Source organism: Marinobacter sp. DUT-3, assembly GCF_050379435.1.
Classification (GTDB): domain Bacteria; phylum Pseudomonadota; class Gammaproteobacteria; order Pseudomonadales; family Oleiphilaceae; genus Marinobacter.
The window spans coordinates 152,466-169,032 of record NZ_JBNRMG010000005.1 but is presented as its reverse complement, the minus strand read 5'-3'; the positions used below and the strand labels follow the sequence as shown (position 1 = coordinate 169,032).

Genomic DNA, 16,567 nt, shown 5'->3' with positions numbered 1-16,567 from the left:
TAATTCGCGGCCTCACAGACGTGGCCCCGGTGTATTACCCGGCATGGGCCAATTGCTCCGACATCGCATTGACGCGGGCAGTGTGTTTGCGGAACCGCTCTTCCGCCAGTTCGTTGGCAATGGCCCCGGTGGGCCTGCCGCTGCGGTCAGAACGGGTAAAGATCTCGTTCAGCGTGTCGCCAATGGTATCTACGTGGGCACGGACCTTCTCGGGGGGAGCGCCGATTCGCTCGTAGGACACATCAATGATGCCACCGGCGTTGATGGCGAAATCCGGGGCATAGAGAATGCCGCGGTCCAACAGGGCCTGATCGTGATCCGGGCGCTCCAGCAGGTTATTGGCTGCGCCGGCCACGATGGTGGCCTTGATTTGCGGGATGCTGTCATCGTTCAGCACCGCACCCATGGCGCAGGGGGCAACCACATCCACGGGCAGGAACAGAATGTCCTCCGCAGTGGCGGGTTTCGCGCCCAGTTCATCAATGGCTCGTTGCATGTTGTCCGCGTGGATGTCGTAGACCCACAGATCGGCGCCGGCCTCTTTCAGGTGCCGGGCCAGTCGGTAACCCACGTTTCCGATGCCCTGGATCGCCACTTTCAGGCCGGCAAGGTCGGAGCGGCCCAGCTTGTGCCTCACCGCAGCCTTGAGGCCAATAAATGTGCCGTAGGCGGTGGCGGGCGAGGGATCGCCGTTGCTGGGTTTGCCATCGAAGCCGGTGTGCTCGGCAATGCCGGACACATGGCGGGTGTGTCTGCTCATCACCTTCAGATCGGGTACGCTGGTGCCGGAATCCTCGGCCGCGATGTATTGGCCGCCCAGGCTTTCCAGGTGTCGCCCCATGGCTTCCATCAGCGCTTCGGTCTTGTCTTTGCGCGGATCGCCGATGATGACGGACTTGCCTCCGCCCAGGTCCAGGTTGGCAAGCGCGGACTTGTAGGTCATCCCCTTTGACAGACGCAAAACATCTCTCAGGGCCTCTTCGTCGGAAGCATAGGGAAACATACGGCAACCCCCGAGAGCGGGGCCACGGGAGGTGTTGTGAATGGCGACAATGGCTTTCAGTCCGGTTTCCGGATCGCAGAAAAAGGACAGGTGTTCGTGGTTATCGAACTCGGGATGGCTGAATACGTTCATGGCGTTTCACCTCTCATAGAAAGCAGCCGCTACCCTTTTGGGGCCTGCGACAACGGTTTTGTTATGGGTTAGACAGCAGTACGGGCAATTTGTTGATGCTGAGTTGTGTCCGGGGGCATCGCGGTCCACGGTGATAGGCGGAATGGCATAGGGATCGTTGCCGGAAACCCGGGAGGGTTCTGGCTGTGCATGCAGGAGAGGTTCGTCCGCTAAAGGTGCGGAGTTGAGCATGTTGAAATCCTCTTCCACCTGGCCGGATTGCGACTTGAGTGGATGTCTTGTTCTTGTCGACCGGCTTGTGGCCGGCGTTCTGATTTCAAGCGTCCGTATTTCCCGATTGAGAACCCTTTTGGGGCCGGACCGCAAATAAACTAGTTACTTCTAACGTAAACGTCAACGAATAAATGTTGTGAAATGCATATTTTCATGACTGGGAAGTCACAAGGTTTTGTGTTGTGGGCAAAAATCCCTGTTAGAGGAATTTGCCATATAGTCCGTCTGGTTATCGTAAATCGGTTTTAACAGGCCGACGGGGGTAGGGCTGGTTGTTTTATAATCAGGTTATGTCATGCCATCCTGTTTGTGAGCAGTGAAGGAGGAGTTATGAAACGGCTTTTCTATCTGGTGGACTCGATTGACAGCGTTCAGAGCATTTCCGATGACCTTCACGAGCGCGGGATTACAGATTGGCGATTCCATATCGTCAGCAAGGATGAGGCCGGCTTGTATACTCACCGGCTGCACTCAGCCAGTGTCCTGGACAAGACCGATCTGCCGAGGTTTGTCGAACGGGGGCTGTTGATTGGCGCACTCTTTGCCCTGTTTTTTGTGGTTCCCCTGGCTGTTTGGGGCGGTCTCGGCTGGCCGGTATCCGCCTATGTGGCCATGGGCGTGTTTGCCGTCGTCGCCGGTGGCTGGCTCGGTGGTTTCGGGGGTATTGGCACCGAGAACTACCGGATCCGCAAGTTCCATGGTGATATTGAGGCCGGGCGCTACCTGGTCATGGTGGATGTGCCCAAAGCCCATGTTGCGCAAATGGAAGAGTTGATGGCGCTGAATCACCCGGAAGCGGAACTGCAGGGCGAGAGCAGCAGTGTTAATAACCCGCTGGCGGCGGGCGACGGCAAGATTCACGTGGTTCATTAAGCGAGCGATTCGGTATTTACCTATACGCTGCCTGGGGAAACTGCCTTAGTTTCCTCTGATGTCTGTCGCTTCCTATTCTTATAAGCTCCAGCCGCACAAGGTGCGACTGGAGTTCTTCCGTCTTCTCCCCATCTCCCTGTTCGTGGTGGCCTTTGGTGCTGCCTTTGGTTTGGCTGCCACCCAGAAAGGCCTGCCGCCGCTGGAAGCGATCCTGATGAGCACCACCGTGTTTGCCGGCGCCTCCCAGTTTGCCGCAATCGATATGTGGGGTGGAGAAGTGTCAGTGCTGCCCCTGATAGTGGTGGTGTTTGCAATAAATTCCCGCCACCTGCTGATGGGGGCATCGCTGTATCCGATGCTGAAGGATATCTCACCCGGCAAGCGTTACGGGCTCCTGTTACTTCTCACCGATGCTAACTGGGCGGTATCAGCCCAGGACTATCAGAACGGCAAACGCAATCTGGAAGTCATCCTGGGTGGTGGTCTGGTGCTCTGGCTGGCGTGGATCGTGGGCACCTGGCTGGGTGTCTATTTTGGCGGGTTGCTGCAGAACCCGAAGAGTCTGGGGCTTGATATGGTGCTCGGCTGTTTCCTGCTGGCGATGGCCCTGGGCGGACGGAAATCTCCCCGGGTGCTGGTGGCCTGGACGGTTGCCGCTGTGGCTTCGCTGGCGGCGTGGCGATGGCTGCCAGCCAATACCCACGTTGTGGTGGGCGCGCTCGCCGGGGGTGCCATCGGTTTCTTCTGGCTGGAACCGAAAGACGTGGAAGCACCCGCTGAGGCAGAGGAGGCCGCCCAATGACCATTGAAACTACCACTGCCGGCGTCCTTGCACTGATTGCGATCATGACGGTGGTGACCCTGGCCACCCGTTTCGGCGGGGTATTCGTTATGTCCTTCGTTCGGATCAGTCCGCGGATCGAGAGCTTTATCAATACCATGGCCAGTTCGGTACTGATTGCCATCATCGTTCCCATGGCGTTCAGTGGTGATGCCGGAGCCGTTGCCGCGCTGACGGTCACCGCAGTCCTCATGCTTGCCCTACGCAAGCCGTTGCCCGCCATAGCAGCGGGCATTGCCGCAGCGGGGGTCGTGCGCTACCTGATGTAGTGAACACTGCGTCCGGCCGTGTTGCGGTCAGGGATTGTCCGCCGGCATCGGATTGGTATTGCGCAGGCCCAGCTCGCCAACACCGGGCAATTTGATACCCAGTCCCAGCGGGTTTATTCCCAGGGACAGGCCCATGATGTTCAGCTCCAGTCCCTCGCGGACGCCCGCGAGAACGCCAAAGTACCCCCCCAGTGAAAACTGATAGCCTACCCCTCCCGGAACTGCGGCAACCACACGGTCGCCCAGATAGTCCTTGCCAATGGCGTGGCTGGGCAGGGCGACGTCCAGGCCGGGTACGTTCCGGATCACCCAGGCGACAAAGGTGTTGCTGTTGGGGCCGGGCCAGGCTTCGTACTCCGTCGGGTAGGGATAGGACGCGACCGCATCATAAATGGCGGGAATCAGTTGTTCCGCCTCTTCGCCACGAATATCTGCATATAACTCGGGCCGGGCGCCGTACCAGTGCCTGTCGGGATCGCCGGGCCGGGAGCTGACCACGTAGCGGCGCCATCCGGTCACCTCGTGAACCTGGTAATGATCCGCCCCCGCCTCCTTGGTGCTGATCCAGGTGTGTACCGAGAAATACCCGCGCCAGCTCCAGGCTCTGGCACCGTATACATGCACGATAGCCTCTTCGGTCTCCCCGGGCAGCGGGGCGATGCCTGCGCTATCCCGGGAAGCAGTCTGCCAGCTCTCCGCACTATGCAGGGAGCCGCTGGTTGCCACCAGCAGCGGTCCGATCAGGAGCAGAAAAAGGGCGGCAAAAGACCAGGCGGTGAACTTGAACAGTCGTCTCATTTCAGGTGTCCGGATTCGGGTCAGTGATAATAATACTGTTTCACGGTTTGCCCGGTTCAGTCCCGTCTTCTAGGCTCAGAAGTAACAGTGAGTATATTCGTTGGGGGGCGGCATGTCAGACCATCATGTTTACAAAAAAGTGGAAATCGTGGGTTCTTCGACAAAAAGTATTGAGGACGCCATCGAGAATGCGCTGACTGAATGTGGCAAGAGCGTTCGCAATATGGAGTGGTTTGAGGTCCTTGAGACCCGTGGCCATATTGAGGGTAACAAGGTCGGGCATTATCAGGTGGTGATGAAGATCGGCTTCCGTATCGCGGACAGCTGATGCTTACCGGGCCCGTAGGCCCATACTGGTACACAGGGGGTGGCATTATGTCTTCCGATAAATGCGCCCTGCTGCTCGTTGATATCCAGAATGATTTCTGTGAAGGCGGCAGCCTGGCGGTACCTCAGAGTGACGCGATCTTCCCGGTCGTGAATGAATGGATCAGCAAGGCCCGGAACGAGGGCTGGGCAATTATCGCCAGTCGTGACTGGCATCCTGTTGACCATGTCAGCTTCGTTGAGCGGGGCGGCCCCTGGCCTGTGCATTGCGTGCAGGACAGCGAGGGTGCGGCCTTTCACCCCGCCATGAAGTTGCCATCCGATGCGGTACGGGTCAGCAAGGGCACAGCGTTTGATACCGACGCCTACTCGGCGTTTGATGGTACTCAGCTCGACAGCTATTTGCGCCGGCATGGGTATGGATCCCTTTATGTGGCTGGCCTGGCGCTGGATGTGTGTGTGCGGGCGTCGGTGATGGATGCCGTCCAACTGGGGTTCAGTGTTAATCTGATCGTCGATGGTACCTATGCGGTAGACAGCGACAACGCGTCGGCAGTTCTGGACGAACTGACAGGACAGGGTGTGTCTTTGCAACACTGACAGGATGCAGGAGCCTGACAACATGGTGCATGAGAAAGATCTTGCACTACTTGTGGATCTCTATGAGCTGGCCATGGCCCAGGCTTATTGGGCCGAAGGTATGCACGATACGGCGGTATTCAGTCTGTTTTTCCGGGAACTGCCGGAAAGCCGGAACTTTATGCTGGCCTGCGGTCAGCAGCAGGTCGCCACGGTCATCGAGACGTTGAAGTTTTCCCGCGAGCATATCAAGCGCCTGGAGAGCCTTGATCGTTTCCAGCCCGGGTTTCTTGAGTGGCTCGGCAAGTTTCGTTTCAGCGGTCATATCCGGGCGGTACCGGAGGGAACACCGCTGTTCCCCCAGGAGCCGCTGCTGGAAATCGAGGCGCCCATTGCCGAAGCCCAGATCCTTGAAAGCCTGGTGATGAACTACGTTCACCTGGAAACGGTGCTGGCGTCCAAGGCGGTGCGGGTGAAGCTTGCCGCCGGTGATCGCCCGGTGGTTGATTTTGGTATGCGGCGAATGCATGGCATGGATGCGGCCCACAGAAGCGCCCGGGCGTTTCGTCTCGCCGGGCTGGCGGGAACCAGCAATGTGCTGGCGGGCCTTGATTTCGGCCTGACGGTCAGTGGCACCATGGCTCACAGTTTTGTTCAGGCCTATTCCGATGAAATGGACGCCTTCAGGGTATACGCACGGCTGTACCCGGGCACCACGTTGCTGGTGGACACCTACGACACCCGGAGAGCGGTCCGGCGCATTGCCGAGTGGCTGAAGCAGGATCCTGAAGCCCGTGTTAGCGCCATTCGCCTGGATTCGGGCGATCTGGTTGCAGAGTCGCGGGATTGCCGCGCAATACTGGACGAGGCCGGTCTTGAAGACATTCGCATCATGGCCAGCGGGGGACAGGATGAATATGAAATTGCCCGGCTGACTGCGGCTGACGCCCCCATTGATGGTTTTGGCGTGGGAACGGCTATAGGTGTCTCGAATGACGCACCGGCTCTGGAACTGGCTTACAAGCTGACCGAGTACGCCGGCCAGCCACGAATGAAAAATTCCTCAGGTAAACAGTCACTGCCCGGAGCAAAGCAGGTGTTCCGCCAGCATGCCCCCGACGGCCAGATGAGGGGGGATGTGATCGGCGGGCGAGAGGAGGTGTTCGACGGGGAGCCCTTATTGAGCCCGGTGATGAAACACGGAGTGGTGTTGCTGGATGCCATCCATTCCCCGGATGATCAGGCCCATTACGCAATGGCTGCCATTCGCGCCCTGCCGCCGGAGCTTCGGGAACTGGCCCCAGCGGGGCGCTTTCCGGTTATCATCAGCCGCTACCTGAAAGCTCTCCAGGCCGATACCCTGAGGCGGATGCAGCGAGGCCTCAGCTCTTCCTGAGGATGCGTCCGCGAATGGTGGTAACGAGTTGATTGATCATATCTCTTGCTTCGCCATCGTAGAGTAAATGGAATTTTTCCCGTTGGACATTGCGTTCGTGCGTGGTGTTGGAGGTGGCTGAGTCTTTCAGCAGGTCCATGTACTGACACGCAGCCAGGTGAGCCTTGATGTCAGTATCGATGATTTTGGTCACCAGATCGTCGACGTCCTCATGGCAGAACGGCCGGTTCCGGTTGAGTGCGCTGCGTGCCTCCAGGGCAGCATTCCGGGCTTCCAGGCGTAGTTCCCCTGCCGGTTCCCCGGATTCGACCGAACGAAGGAACATGCCCAGGCGATCATGAAGCAGCCAGATCTGCGGCCAGATCACTTCATAAGCGGATTTCTCCGCCGCAAACTGATCGGATTCCAAAACGCCCTGACCCGGCCCGGGTGAGGGCGTCGCGGTGCCATGGAAATGGCTGATGCGCAACTCGTCCATGTCCCGCCACAGGGTTTCTGTCCGTTTCTTGAGCTGGTCATCCAGAAAGTCCTGCCGGTGCCTGCTTTTCGCAACGTACAGCATTGTCAGCACAGCCACGATCAATGCAGCTGCGGAGAGTACAAATGCAACGCTGTTGTTACCGATGAGGCTGAGTAGCTGATCCGTGTCCATGGGTGGCCTCGGTTCGAATCCCTGAGAGTGGTAACCCGAAAGTATCAGGAATTCGTGGCTCGGGTTATTACAACACAGTATAGGTACTACTCTTGCCTGAAGGGTAGTGCGGCGCAGGCATCGTCAAAGTACTGTTGCACGTGATCCGCCTCTTCCAGCGTGAAACGATGGATGGCATCGCGGAAGCCCGGATGGTGGATGCCGTGCCAGGAATGGGTTATCACCGGCTCGAAACCCCGGATCAGTTTGTGCTCCCCCTGGGCGCCGGCATCGAAAACGGACAGGCCCAGCTCAATGGCCAGATCAATTCCCTGGTAGTAACAGGTTTCGAAATGCAGGAAGTCGTATTCTTCCAGGCTGCCCCAGTAACGGCCAAAGAGCGTGTCGTTGCCGTTGAGGAAAAGAGCGCCCGCGATCATGGCGTCCCCTTTCTGCGCCATGATGATGTGGCACTGATCCGGCATTTCCGAGAGCAGTTGCCGGAAAAACCGTTCATTCAGGTACGGTCGTTGCCCGCGCTTGAAATAGGTCGCCTGATAGAACACATAAAAGGCCCGGAGGACATGATCAGGCATATCGGTGCCTGAATATCGCCGGAAGGTTATCCCAGACTCCGAAACTTGCCGGCGCTCCTTGCGGATGGATTTGCGTTTGCGGGAGGTCAGCTCGCCCAGAAAATCATCGAAGCAATGGTAACCCCGATTGTGCCAGTGGAACTGGCAACCCAGACGATGGAGGCTGTCCGGTTGTGCGAGCAGGCGCTGGTCGCTGGCATCCGGAAACAGCAGGTGCCAGGAGTGAGCGCCAAGGGTTGTGCTGACATCATCCAGCATCCGATGAAGCCTGTCCGGTGACAGGCTCGCCCTGAACGCGTCGCTCAACAGCAACCGGGGGCCCTGGCAGGGGGTAAAGGGCACGGCAATCAGCAGTTTGGGGTAGTAGGCTTCCCCGTACCGCTGGTAGGCGTCGGCCCAGGCCCAGTCAAAGACGTATTCGCCCATGGAGTGGGTTTTCAGCCAGGCCGGAGCCACGCCAACCAGCCGGTCCTGCTGCCAGAACGTCAGGTGTGACGGGGTCCAGCCGGTTGATGTGGTGGTACAGCCGGTATCCTCCAGTGCCCTCAGGAACCCATGTTTCAGAAACGGGTAGGTGCCGGGGCAGAGGGCGTTCCAGTCAGCTTCGGGAATATCATGGATCGACTGGCAAACACGTACGCTTGGAAACGGGAAACCGGGTTCGGACATGGTCTGGGGTACTCCTTGGTGTTACCCGATACCATACGCCAGAACCCGGTGCCTGATCACTGGTCGCTGTTGTTTTCGGCTTTTTCCTCACAGCGTTCTTTCATCTTTTTCTCCCACCTTTCCATCTTGTGGGCGCGTTTCTCCATGTTTTCCTGATGGATCTCGTCCCAGGTTTCCCGCTGTTCCTCCGTCAGTTCAAGGCGATCCGCCATGTCGGCGCGGCGCTCTTCCATCTTCGCCTGGCGTTCCTCCATCCGCTTCTGACGCTTTTCCGGGCTGAACTTGCCGGTGCCCTCGCGCAGTTGTTGGCACATCTCGGCTTTGTTGTGTTTGCCGTGGTGGCCTTCGTCCCTGTCACCGTGCTTGCCGGCCATCGCCAGCGGGCTGCTGGTGAGCATGGCAGCGGACAGCAATGCGCTTGCCATAAAAAGGGAAGTGCGATGTTTCATCATGGTTCCGTTCCTCATTTCTGGTTGTGGTGCTGCCGGTAAGCAGTACCGTTGTGGATGGGATTAATGCTAGCGGAGAACGCTGTCATCCGGTGTCAGGGTGGTGTAAAGGTTGTGCAAAGGAAAAATCGGGGAAAAAGACACCGACAGGCAACGTGTTAGACTGAACGCGGTTAATCGGGAGGATGTCCATGCAGAACAGGGTATTACTGGTAGAAGACGACGATGAGCTGAGGCAGTTGCTGGCGCGCTATCTGACCAACCAGGGGTTCAGTGTGCGGGAAGCGGAAAACGGCAACGATGGCCTGTCGCTGGCCCGGGGGCAGAACTGTGACATTGTTGTGCTGGACATTATGCTCCCGGATATCAGCGGTCTCGACGTGCTGCGATCCCTGCGGGCGGATACCCACCTTCCGGTCATACTGCTGACCGCTCGGGGCGATGAAACCGACCGTATTGTCGGGTTTGAGGTTGGCGCCGATGACTACATTCCCAAGCCCTGCAATCCCAGGGAACTGGTTGCCCGCCTGCAAGCGCTACTGCGTCGGATTGCCTGGGACCAGTCGGTGGAAATGGATGCCGCCAGGACCTACGGTGATCTCAGGGTGGAGCCGTCTCACCGCCGTATTTACCAGAACGACAACCCTCTGGAACTCACCGCCACCGAGTATGAGGTGTTGCAGGTATTGCTGGCCCATGCCGGCAGTGTGGTACGCAAAACTGACCTGATGCAGTGGGCGCTGGGGCGGCGCCTGGAAGCTCATGACCGGACTCTCGACATGCACATCAGTAATCTGCGCAAGAAGCTGGGAAATGATGATCCCCCCCGGATCGAGACAGTGCGCGGTCTTGGTTACAGCTATCGGGTACCGGTATGAAACGGCGCCTGATGTTCCCGCTGTTCTGGCGTATTTTCCTGTCCATCTGGCTGGCGATGGCGATTACCTTGCTGATCAGCAACGTGGCCACCCGTGCGCTGATGGATCGGGAAAGGGCCGCCATCGAACGCCAGGTGGGTTTGCGGGAGCTGGCATTCGAGGCGATCAAGGTGCGTGAAGATGAAGGGCGCGGAGCAGCCTGGCGGTTCCTGAAGGGCCAGGGTGAGCGACTGGAGTTGCATCTGATCCTGATTGAGAATGACAAGCATGATGGCCGGTTGCCATCCTCTATCCGTGAACGTATGCAGTCCGGCTGGCATCGCCAGCGACCGGCGCTGATTGATGTCACTGAGAAGTATCGTCTGGTGGCCTGGCCGCGAATGGACGGCGATGGCTGGATTGACCCGAGGTTCTTCCGGGTATTGGAAATGGTCCTGGCGTTCGTGCTGATTACCCTGGCTTGCTGGTGGATTGCACGGCTGGTGTCCCGCCCACTCAAACACATGGAAACCACCGCCCGGGATATTGCCGGTGGGAACACTGAATTGCGGGTCAGTGAGCGGATTGCCGGCCGCCGGGACGAAGTGGGCCAGCTCGCCGCTGCGTTTAACGCAATGACCGAGCAGTTGTGCAGTTTGCTGGAACGGCAGAAACACCTGTTACGGGATATTTCCCACGATTTGAGAACGCCTCTGACGCGCCAGCGTATCGCTATTGAACTTGCCAGTGAGGGTGGTATTGACGACGACCTGATGGCCAGCATCCTGCGGCAGAATGAACGGCTGGAAGCAATGACCTCACAGATCCTCACGCTCTACCGGGTAACCGAGGAAGGCGCTGACATTCCCCGCGAAGCGGTTCAGCCGGTTGTTATTATCAATAACGTGCTTCAGGACGCCGCCGATTACGCCGAACACCAGGGGGTGGACTGCCAACTGATGGTCCGCCCCGAATGTCGCAAGGTGTCGGTTCTCGGCGATCAGGGATTGTTGCAGCGAGCGTTTGATAACATTGTCCAGAATGCGCTGGACCACACCGGCCCTGGCCATGCCATTCACATTGGTGTGGACAAGGTAGACGGCAGTCTGGTGATTGCCATTGAAGACGAGGGGCCGGGCGTGGCCCCGGACATGCTGCCCCACCTGTTTGAGCCATTCTACCGGGCAGACAAGTCCCGTGGCGGCAAAGGGTGGGGGCTCGGGCTGGCCATCGCGCGGGACATTGTTTCGGCTCATGATGGCGCTATCCGGGCGGAAAACGGCACTTCGGGTGGTCTCAGGGTTACCGTCAGTCTGCCCATTTTTACGGACATCCTCTGATGAGCAAGGATTACCCCGTTCCCGCGGGATATCTTGAGCGGGAAACGGAGATAAAGAAAAGTCGATTCATTGCGCGGGTCGCTCCGGTGGCCAGCCGTGATGAGGTGAAGGTGTGGCTGGATCAGGCCCACAAGGACCATCCCGATGCCCGCCATATTTGCTGGGCCTACCAGATTGGTAGGCCGGGATCAGCCGCTGAGGCGGCGATGAATGACGATGGCGAACCGTCCGGTACCGCCGGAAAGCCAATCCTCAATGTCATTCAACACAAGGATATGGGGGATGTCCTGGTGATGGTGGTTCGTTATTTCGGCGGCATAAAGCTGGGGGCTGGCGGCTTGGTCAGGGCGTATGCGGGGGCGGCTGAGAGCGTTCTGTCTGCAGTGGATCGCGTGGTTCAGCGGTCCATGGATACGGCCTCTGTGACCATGGGCTTCGCCGACGAACAGCCGTTGCGACACTGGTGTGAAACCAATGGCGCCTCGGTGGAGTCCATAGAGTATGGTTCGACGGTCATCGCCCGGGTGTCCGTGCCGATGGATCATGTTGAGCAATTCGGAGGCTTCTGCGATGCCCAGAAGCTGGATTACCGTTTCGAAAGGTAGGGAACGGTTGTTACATCTCTGAACGTCACGTGTCCGTATACTACCTGAAAGGCAACCGTAAGGAGGTTCGCTATGGCTATTCGAGTGATCATCGCATCGTTTCTGATGTTGGCGCTGGCCGGCTGTGCCAGTAATGTAGTGACGGATTATGATTCCGGTACCGTATTCGGGAACTATTCGTCCTGGGCGTTCGCGGATGAGCGTGGCGAAGGCCAGTCCGTGGTGTCACTGGATGGCAGCCGCATTCGCAATGCGGTGGAGCGTGAGCTGAATCGCAAGGCCATGAAAAAGGTGGGAGCGGATGAAGCCGATCTGCTGGTGGCCTGGGAGATCGTGGAAGAAGAGCGGCTCGAAAGTTACGGCATGGGGTTTGGTCTGGGGTTCGGACATGGCCGCTTTGGTTGGGGGCTTGCATCCGCACCGCCGGTACGGGAGGTCCAGGAAGGCAAGCTTGTGATCGAGCTGGCGGACACCCGTACGCAACAAGTGGTCTGGCGCGCTGCCAGCCGGCGCTACCTGAATGAAGATCAGTCTCCGGAGTATCGCCGCAAGCTGATCGACGAAGTGGTGGCCGAAATGTTTTCCAAGTATCCTCCGGGGCTGGAATAGAGGCCTGTTACTTGCCAACGACAACGGAGAAAAGATGAAGTCGAAATCCTCGGGTGGGTTGGTGTTTTCAACCGAGCAGGGGCGCATGTGCCCCGGTTGCCGCAACCCCGTCGAAGAATGTACCTGTGGTCAGCCCTCCCGTCCCGCGGGGGACGGTATCGTTCGAGTCAGCCGTGAAACCAAGGGCCGCAAAGGCAAGGGCGTAACGCTGGTGACCGGCATCCCCATGGATGACAAGGAGCTCAAGGCCTTCGCCAAAGTGCTCAAGGCCAAGTGCGGAACCGGCGGCACGGTGAAGGACGGCGTGGTGGAAATTCAGGGTGATCAACGGGACATCCTCGTCCCGTTACTCCAGGCCAAGGGCTGGACCGTAAAACGTGCCGGTGGCTAATGGTATAACACGCAAACCTGCCTTCAGACGCTAGAATAGGTCTGCTTTTCAACGGCCCGTGACGGGACAATCGCTTACCGGAGGATGAGAATGCACATACTGGTGTTGGGTGCAGGTGTTGTCGGCGTAACCACTGCCTGGTTTTTGCGCAAGCAGGGCCATGAGGTCACCGTGGTTGATCGACAGAGCAAAGCCGGCCTTGAAACCAGTTATGCCAATGGTGGGCAGATTTCCGTGTCCCATGCGCAGCCGTGGGCCAATCCGTCGGCACCGCTCAATATATTGCGGTGGTTGACTCAACCGGATGCCCCCCTGCTGTTTCGTCCGAGCCTCGACCCTGCCCAGTGGCGCTGGGGGCTGTCATTCCTGATGCAATGCACGTCCGCCAGGGCGGCCCATAACCTCCGGCAAATCGTTAACCTGGGCACCTACAGTCGTAACCACTTGCAGGCCGTGCGTAAGGAAACCGGGATTGAATATGACCAGTTGGAGAAGGGCATATTGCACTTCTACACCAATCCAAAGGAATTTGATGCCGCATTGGAGCCTGCCCGGTTGATGCGTGACCTGGGCTGTGACCGCCAGGTGATTGATCCCGCCCGTGCGGTTGAGCTGGAGCCAGCCCTGGCTCCGATTCGCGACCGGATTGCCGGAGCAACCTACACCTCTGAAGATGAGTCCGGGGACGCCAGAAAGTTCACCCAGGGCCTCGCGCGAAAAGCCGAGGAAGCGGGTGTGAAGTTTCTCTATGGCACGGAAATTCTGGGCTTCGACCGTACCCGTGACAGGATTCTCGGGGTCCAGACCCTGAAGGAAGGGCACTATGAAATGTTGCGTGCCGACGCTTATGTCCTGAGCCTGGGCAGTTTCAGCGCGGTATTGGCCCGGCAGTTGGGCCTGTTCCTGAATATCTATCCCGCCAAGGGCTACTCCATCACCGTACCGGTCAAGAACGAAGAAGCGGCGTTCAAGGTGAGCCTGACCGACGATGAGTACAAGCTGGTGTACTCTCGCCTAGGTGACCGGATTCGTGTGGCCGGAACCGCTGAGCTGAGTGGCTACAGCCGGAATCTCGATTTCACCCGCTGTCGAATAATCGTCCGGCGCACGGCGGAAGTCATGCCGGATGCTGCCCACTGGGACCAGGCCGAATTCTGGGCAGGGCTGCGGCCTGCGACCCCGTCAAACGTGCCCTATATCGGGAAAAGCCACTTTGGCAATCTCTTCCTGAATACCGGGCATGGCACCCTGGGATGGACCCATTCCTGTGGTTCCGCGGCGGCGATTGCAGACATCATCGGCGGGCGTAAGCCCGAGGTGGATTTCACTTTCTGTGGGCTGTAACCAGAACGGCCCCGGGTTTCATCCCGGGGCCGTTCTGGTTATCACATGGTGGTATTACTGCAACTGATCGCGAATCAGCTTCTTGTTGATTTTGCCGACACTGGTCTTGGGGATATCCTCGACAAAATCGATGTGCGAGGGAATAGCCCACTTGTTGATTTCGCCGGTGTCGACGAACTGTTTCAAGTGGTTCTGGATGTCCTCAAGGGTGGCTTTCTCGCCCGGCTTCAGGGTAACCAGCGCGTGTGGGCGTTCGCCCCATTTCTCATCGGGAACACCTACAACGGCAGCGCCATCTACGGACGGATGCTGGCTGATCAGGTTTTCCAGATCCAGGGATGACAGCCATTCACCGCCGGTCTTGATCACGTCCTTGATTCGGTCCTTGATCACCAGGGTGTTGTCCGGTTCAATCGACGCCACGTCGCCGGTGTGGAGCCAGCCACCTTCCCACAGTTCCTCGCCTTTCTCCGGTTCCTTGAAATAGCTCTGGGTCAGCCAGGGTGCGCGTGCGACCACTTCGCCCTTGGCTTCTCCATCATGGGCGACCGGGTTGCCGGACGGATCCACAATTTCCAGTTGGGTCATGGGTACCGCGATACCGGTTTTGACCCGCTTGGCGGTCTGTTGCTCCAGTGGCAGCTCCAGATCCTCGGGCTTCATGTGGGTAACGCTCAGCAGCGGGCAGGTTTCCGACATGCCGTAGCCGGTGTACATGCGAATGCCAAGCTTGGCGCCGGCATCGCACAGACCCTTGGTCAGCGCGCTGCCGCCGATCAACACGTGCCAGTTGCTCAGGTCGGCGGTCTTGATGGACTCGGTGCCCATCATCATCTGCATGATGGTCGGCACACAGTGGGAGAACGAGACCTTGTGTTCCTTGAGCAGGTCCACCAGCAGTTCCGGTTCATAGCGCCCCGGATAAACCTGCTTGATGCCCAACATGGTGGCGGCGTAGGGGACGCCCCAGGCATGGACATGAAACATTGGGGTGACCGGCATATAGACCGATGAGGAGCGCAGCAGTGGGATCTCATCGTAGGCCGAGAGAGACCCGGTCATTGCCAGGGTGTGCAGCACCAATTGACGGTGACTGAAGAAAACGCCCTTGGGATTGCCGGTCGTGCCTGTGGTGTAGAAGGTAGTCGCGATGCTGTTTTCGTCAAAATCCGGGAAGTCGAATTCGGTTCCGGCCCTGGCCAGCAGAGCCTCGTACTCGCCAGCGGCATCGAGACTGGTGGACTTTGCTTCGTTGTCGTCGGTGAGCTGGATGTAACTTTTTACGGTTTTAATCTCATCCTTGACGCCTTCAACAATGGGCAGGAAGTCATCGTGCACCAGCACCACATCGTCTTCGGCGTGATTCATGGTATAGACGATCTGCTCGGGTGAAAGGCGCACATTGATGGTGTGCAGTACTGCTCCAATCATCGGAACTGCAAAGAAACACTCGAGGTAACGCGGAGTGTCCCAGTCCATCACCGCTACTGTGTCTCCGGGTTTCACGCCAGCATCAGTGAGAGCATTGGCCAGGCGATGGATACGCTCAACGAGGTCGGTATAGGTGTACTTGCTGCGGTTGGCGTAAACGATTTCCTGGTCAGGGGAGTACCTGGGGCCAGAGAGCAACAATTGCTTGATCAGAAGGGGGTACTGGTGGGCGTTGTCCGCTGGTGGAAGAATGCGGGTTTGTGCCATTACTTTTTACCTCTTTCTCGGTTGTTGATGTTATAGCGAGAAACAGGAGTAAATCTGACACACTTTGGCGGAAACGGGAACCTTGGAATGCATAAAAATTGCAGAACGAATCAGGTGTTACAGGAATTCTGTTCCGCTCTGCAATTTATGAGCGCCGGTCTGGCCTATTCGTAGGTGCAGAGGTAGGCTGTATCGATATCGGTTTTCGCTTTGAAGCTTGCCTGGCCGGCAACATCGAAACTTTCCCCGGAACCGTAGGTCATCCATTCTTCCATGCCCGGCAGCAGAACGGTCAAAGCACCGCTGATCACCGTCATGGTTTCTTTCTTGCTGGTGCCAAACTCATACTCGCCCGGGCTGATCACACCAACAGTGGCCGGTAGGGTGGAGGTCTGGAAGGAGATGGATTTCGCCTTGCCGTCAAAGTATTCGTTCACGTTCAGCATGGGTATGGCTCCTTGATTAAAAGTGGGGGCCTACTATACGGCAATTTGTTTTCCATCCAATGACATTTTTTTGCAGTTCGCTTTACTGTTCCCAGGGGTTGCCCGTGGTGCCCTCCATTACGTCCACGCCAATGTGCATGGCTGACTTGGCCAGGATGTTGGCGCTCACTGGCGCGGTCATGAACAGGAAGACGGTAATCAGAATCTCGGTGAGACCGATACCTTCGCCGTTGGCGCTGAAATAGGCCACGGATGCCAGCATAATGGCCCCGACTCCGAGTGTGGTGGCCTTGGTGGGGCCGTGTAACCGGGTGAAAAAATCCGGCAGTCGGGCGAGGCCGATGGCGCCGACCAGAGTGAAGAATCCCCCGATCAGCAGCAGGGCCGCGATCGTGTATTCGATAAGCGGGCTCATGGCCTGTCTCCTCCGTATGCTTTCAA

The 16,567-nt window shown here is 58.0% G+C and carries 20 protein-coding genes; 12 read left to right on the top strand and 8 right to left on the bottom strand.

Translation table 11 applies throughout. The features are described from left to right. Positions 1-34: 34 nt before the first annotated feature. A complete protein-coding gene (locus tag ACQUWM_RS11240) occupies positions 35-1,135 on the bottom strand; it encodes a Glu/Leu/Phe/Val family dehydrogenase (protein ID WP_406999344.1) in 1,101 nt (366 codons plus the stop codon). A 603-nt stretch (positions 1,136-1,738) separates the two neighbouring features. On the opposite strand from ACQUWM_RS11240, the gene ACQUWM_RS11235 reads away from it, so the two are divergent. Genes ACQUWM_RS11235 through ACQUWM_RS11225 form a run of 3 tightly spaced genes read left to right on the top strand, consistent with a single transcriptional unit; the run spans position 1,739 to position 3,391 of the window. Next, positions 1,739-2,281 (top strand): hypothetical protein, encoded by a 543-nt coding sequence (locus tag ACQUWM_RS11235; RefSeq protein ID WP_406999342.1) that lies wholly within the window; start codon positions 1,739-1,741, stop codon positions 2,279-2,281. 58 nt (positions 2,282-2,339) lie between these two features. Further along, positions 2,340-3,083 carry an AzlC family ABC transporter permease gene (locus ACQUWM_RS11230; protein WP_428922211.1) on the top strand — a complete coding sequence of 248 codons (744 nt, stop codon included), beginning with the start codon at positions 2,340-2,342 and terminating at the stop codon, positions 3,081-3,083. Then, positions 3,080-3,391, top strand: coding sequence for an AzlD family protein (locus ACQUWM_RS11225; protein WP_406986944.1), 312 nt, complete (start codon positions 3,080-3,082; stop codon positions 3,389-3,391). Before ACQUWM_RS11230 ends, ACQUWM_RS11225 begins: the two co-directional genes overlap by 4 nt. Before the next feature lie 27 nt (positions 3,392-3,418). On the opposite strand, the gene ACQUWM_RS11220 is transcribed toward ACQUWM_RS11225, so the two are convergent. Then, positions 3,419-4,189 (bottom strand): DUF3750 domain-containing protein, encoded by a 771-nt coding sequence (locus tag ACQUWM_RS11220; RefSeq protein ID WP_428922210.1) that lies wholly within the window; start codon positions 4,187-4,189, stop codon positions 3,419-3,421. A 112-nt stretch (positions 4,190-4,301) separates the two neighbouring features. Here ACQUWM_RS11220 and ACQUWM_RS11215 point away from each other — a divergent pair, with 112 nt between their 5' ends. From ACQUWM_RS11215 to ACQUWM_RS11205, 3 genes are read left to right on the top strand one after another with little or no spacing between them, the layout of a single operon-like run. Continuing rightward, positions 4,302-4,517 carry a dodecin gene (locus ACQUWM_RS11215; protein WP_406999337.1) on the top strand — a complete coding sequence of 72 codons (216 nt, stop codon included), beginning with the start codon at positions 4,302-4,304 and terminating at the stop codon, positions 4,515-4,517. A gap of 47 nt (positions 4,518-4,564) precedes the next feature. Then, entirely contained in the window at positions 4,565-5,116 is a 552-nt protein-coding gene (locus tag ACQUWM_RS11210; protein WP_428922209.1) for an isochorismatase family protein, read from the top strand. A 22-nt stretch (positions 5,117-5,138) separates the two neighbouring features. Next, the gene (locus tag ACQUWM_RS11205) at positions 5,139-6,491 is read left to right on the top strand and encodes a nicotinate phosphoribosyltransferase (RefSeq protein ID WP_428922208.1); all 1,353 of its coding nucleotides are present in this window, start codon (positions 5,139-5,141) and stop codon (positions 6,489-6,491) included. On the opposite strand, the gene ACQUWM_RS11200 is transcribed toward ACQUWM_RS11205, so the two are convergent. From ACQUWM_RS11200 to ACQUWM_RS11190, 3 genes are all read right to left on the bottom strand, one after another. Then, on the bottom strand, positions 6,478-7,143 hold the full coding sequence (locus tag ACQUWM_RS11200; RefSeq protein WP_406999332.1) for a hypothetical protein: 666 nt from the start codon (positions 7,141-7,143) through the stop codon (positions 6,478-6,480). The two genes, ACQUWM_RS11205 and ACQUWM_RS11200, sit on opposite strands and share 14 nt — an antisense overlap. 86 nt (positions 7,144-7,229) lie before the next feature. After that, positions 7,230-8,387, bottom strand: a complete 1,158-nt coding sequence (locus ACQUWM_RS11195; RefSeq protein WP_428922207.1) for a GNAT family N-acetyltransferase — start codon at positions 8,385-8,387, stop codon at positions 7,230-7,232. Positions 8,388-8,443: 56 nt separating this feature from the next. Next, positions 8,444-8,839, bottom strand: coding sequence for a hypothetical protein (locus ACQUWM_RS11190; protein WP_428922206.1), 396 nt, complete (start codon positions 8,837-8,839; stop codon positions 8,444-8,446). 188 nt (positions 8,840-9,027) lie between these two features. Between ACQUWM_RS11190 and ACQUWM_RS11185 the strand changes: the two genes are divergently transcribed. The 6 genes from ACQUWM_RS11185 (at position 9,028) to ACQUWM_RS11160 (ending at position 13,982) form a co-directional block, all read left to right on the top strand. Next, positions 9,028-9,714: a response regulator transcription factor gene (locus tag ACQUWM_RS11185; RefSeq protein WP_406986925.1), complete on the top strand. Its 687-nt coding sequence runs from the start codon at positions 9,028-9,030 to the stop codon at positions 9,712-9,714. Continuing rightward, positions 9,711-11,033: a sensor histidine kinase gene (locus tag ACQUWM_RS11180; protein WP_428922205.1), complete on the top strand. Its 1,323-nt coding sequence runs from the start codon at positions 9,711-9,713 to the stop codon at positions 11,031-11,033. The genes ACQUWM_RS11185 and ACQUWM_RS11180 overlap by 4 nt, the downstream gene beginning before the upstream one ends. Continuing rightward, positions 11,033-11,638, top strand: coding sequence for a YigZ family protein (locus ACQUWM_RS11175; RefSeq protein WP_428922204.1), 606 nt, complete (start codon positions 11,033-11,035; stop codon positions 11,636-11,638). The genes ACQUWM_RS11180 and ACQUWM_RS11175 overlap by 1 nt, the downstream gene beginning before the upstream one ends. Before the next feature lie 72 nt (positions 11,639-11,710). Then, positions 11,711-12,247 carry a DUF4136 domain-containing protein gene (locus tag ACQUWM_RS11170; protein WP_428922203.1) on the top strand — a complete coding sequence of 179 codons (537 nt, stop codon included), beginning with the start codon at positions 11,711-11,713 and terminating at the stop codon, positions 12,245-12,247. A gap of 34 nt (positions 12,248-12,281) precedes the next feature. Next, positions 12,282-12,638: a translation initiation factor Sui1 gene (locus ACQUWM_RS11165; protein WP_406986915.1), complete on the top strand. Its 357-nt coding sequence runs from the start codon at positions 12,282-12,284 to the stop codon at positions 12,636-12,638. A 90-nt stretch (positions 12,639-12,728) separates the two neighbouring features. Next, entirely contained in the window at positions 12,729-13,982 is a 1,254-nt protein-coding gene (locus tag ACQUWM_RS11160; protein WP_428922202.1) for a D-amino acid dehydrogenase, read from the top strand. A 54-nt stretch (positions 13,983-14,036) separates the two neighbouring features. Here ACQUWM_RS11160 and ACQUWM_RS11155 read toward each other — a convergent pair whose 3' ends face one another. From ACQUWM_RS11155 to ACQUWM_RS11145, 3 genes are all read right to left on the bottom strand, one after another. Further along, on the bottom strand, positions 14,037-15,680 hold the full coding sequence (locus ACQUWM_RS11155; protein WP_406999318.1) for a fatty acid--CoA ligase: 1,644 nt from the start codon (positions 15,678-15,680) through the stop codon (positions 14,037-14,039). Between the two features lie 164 nt (positions 15,681-15,844). Then, positions 15,845-16,126, bottom strand: coding sequence for a pyrimidine/purine nucleoside phosphorylase (locus ACQUWM_RS11150; protein WP_012136445.1), 282 nt, complete (start codon positions 16,124-16,126; stop codon positions 15,845-15,847). Between the two features lie 82 nt (positions 16,127-16,208). Then, positions 16,209-16,541: a Na+/H+ antiporter subunit G gene (locus ACQUWM_RS11145; RefSeq protein WP_406999316.1), complete on the bottom strand. Its 333-nt coding sequence runs from the start codon at positions 16,539-16,541 to the stop codon at positions 16,209-16,211. Positions 16,542-16,567: the final 26 nt, after the last annotated feature.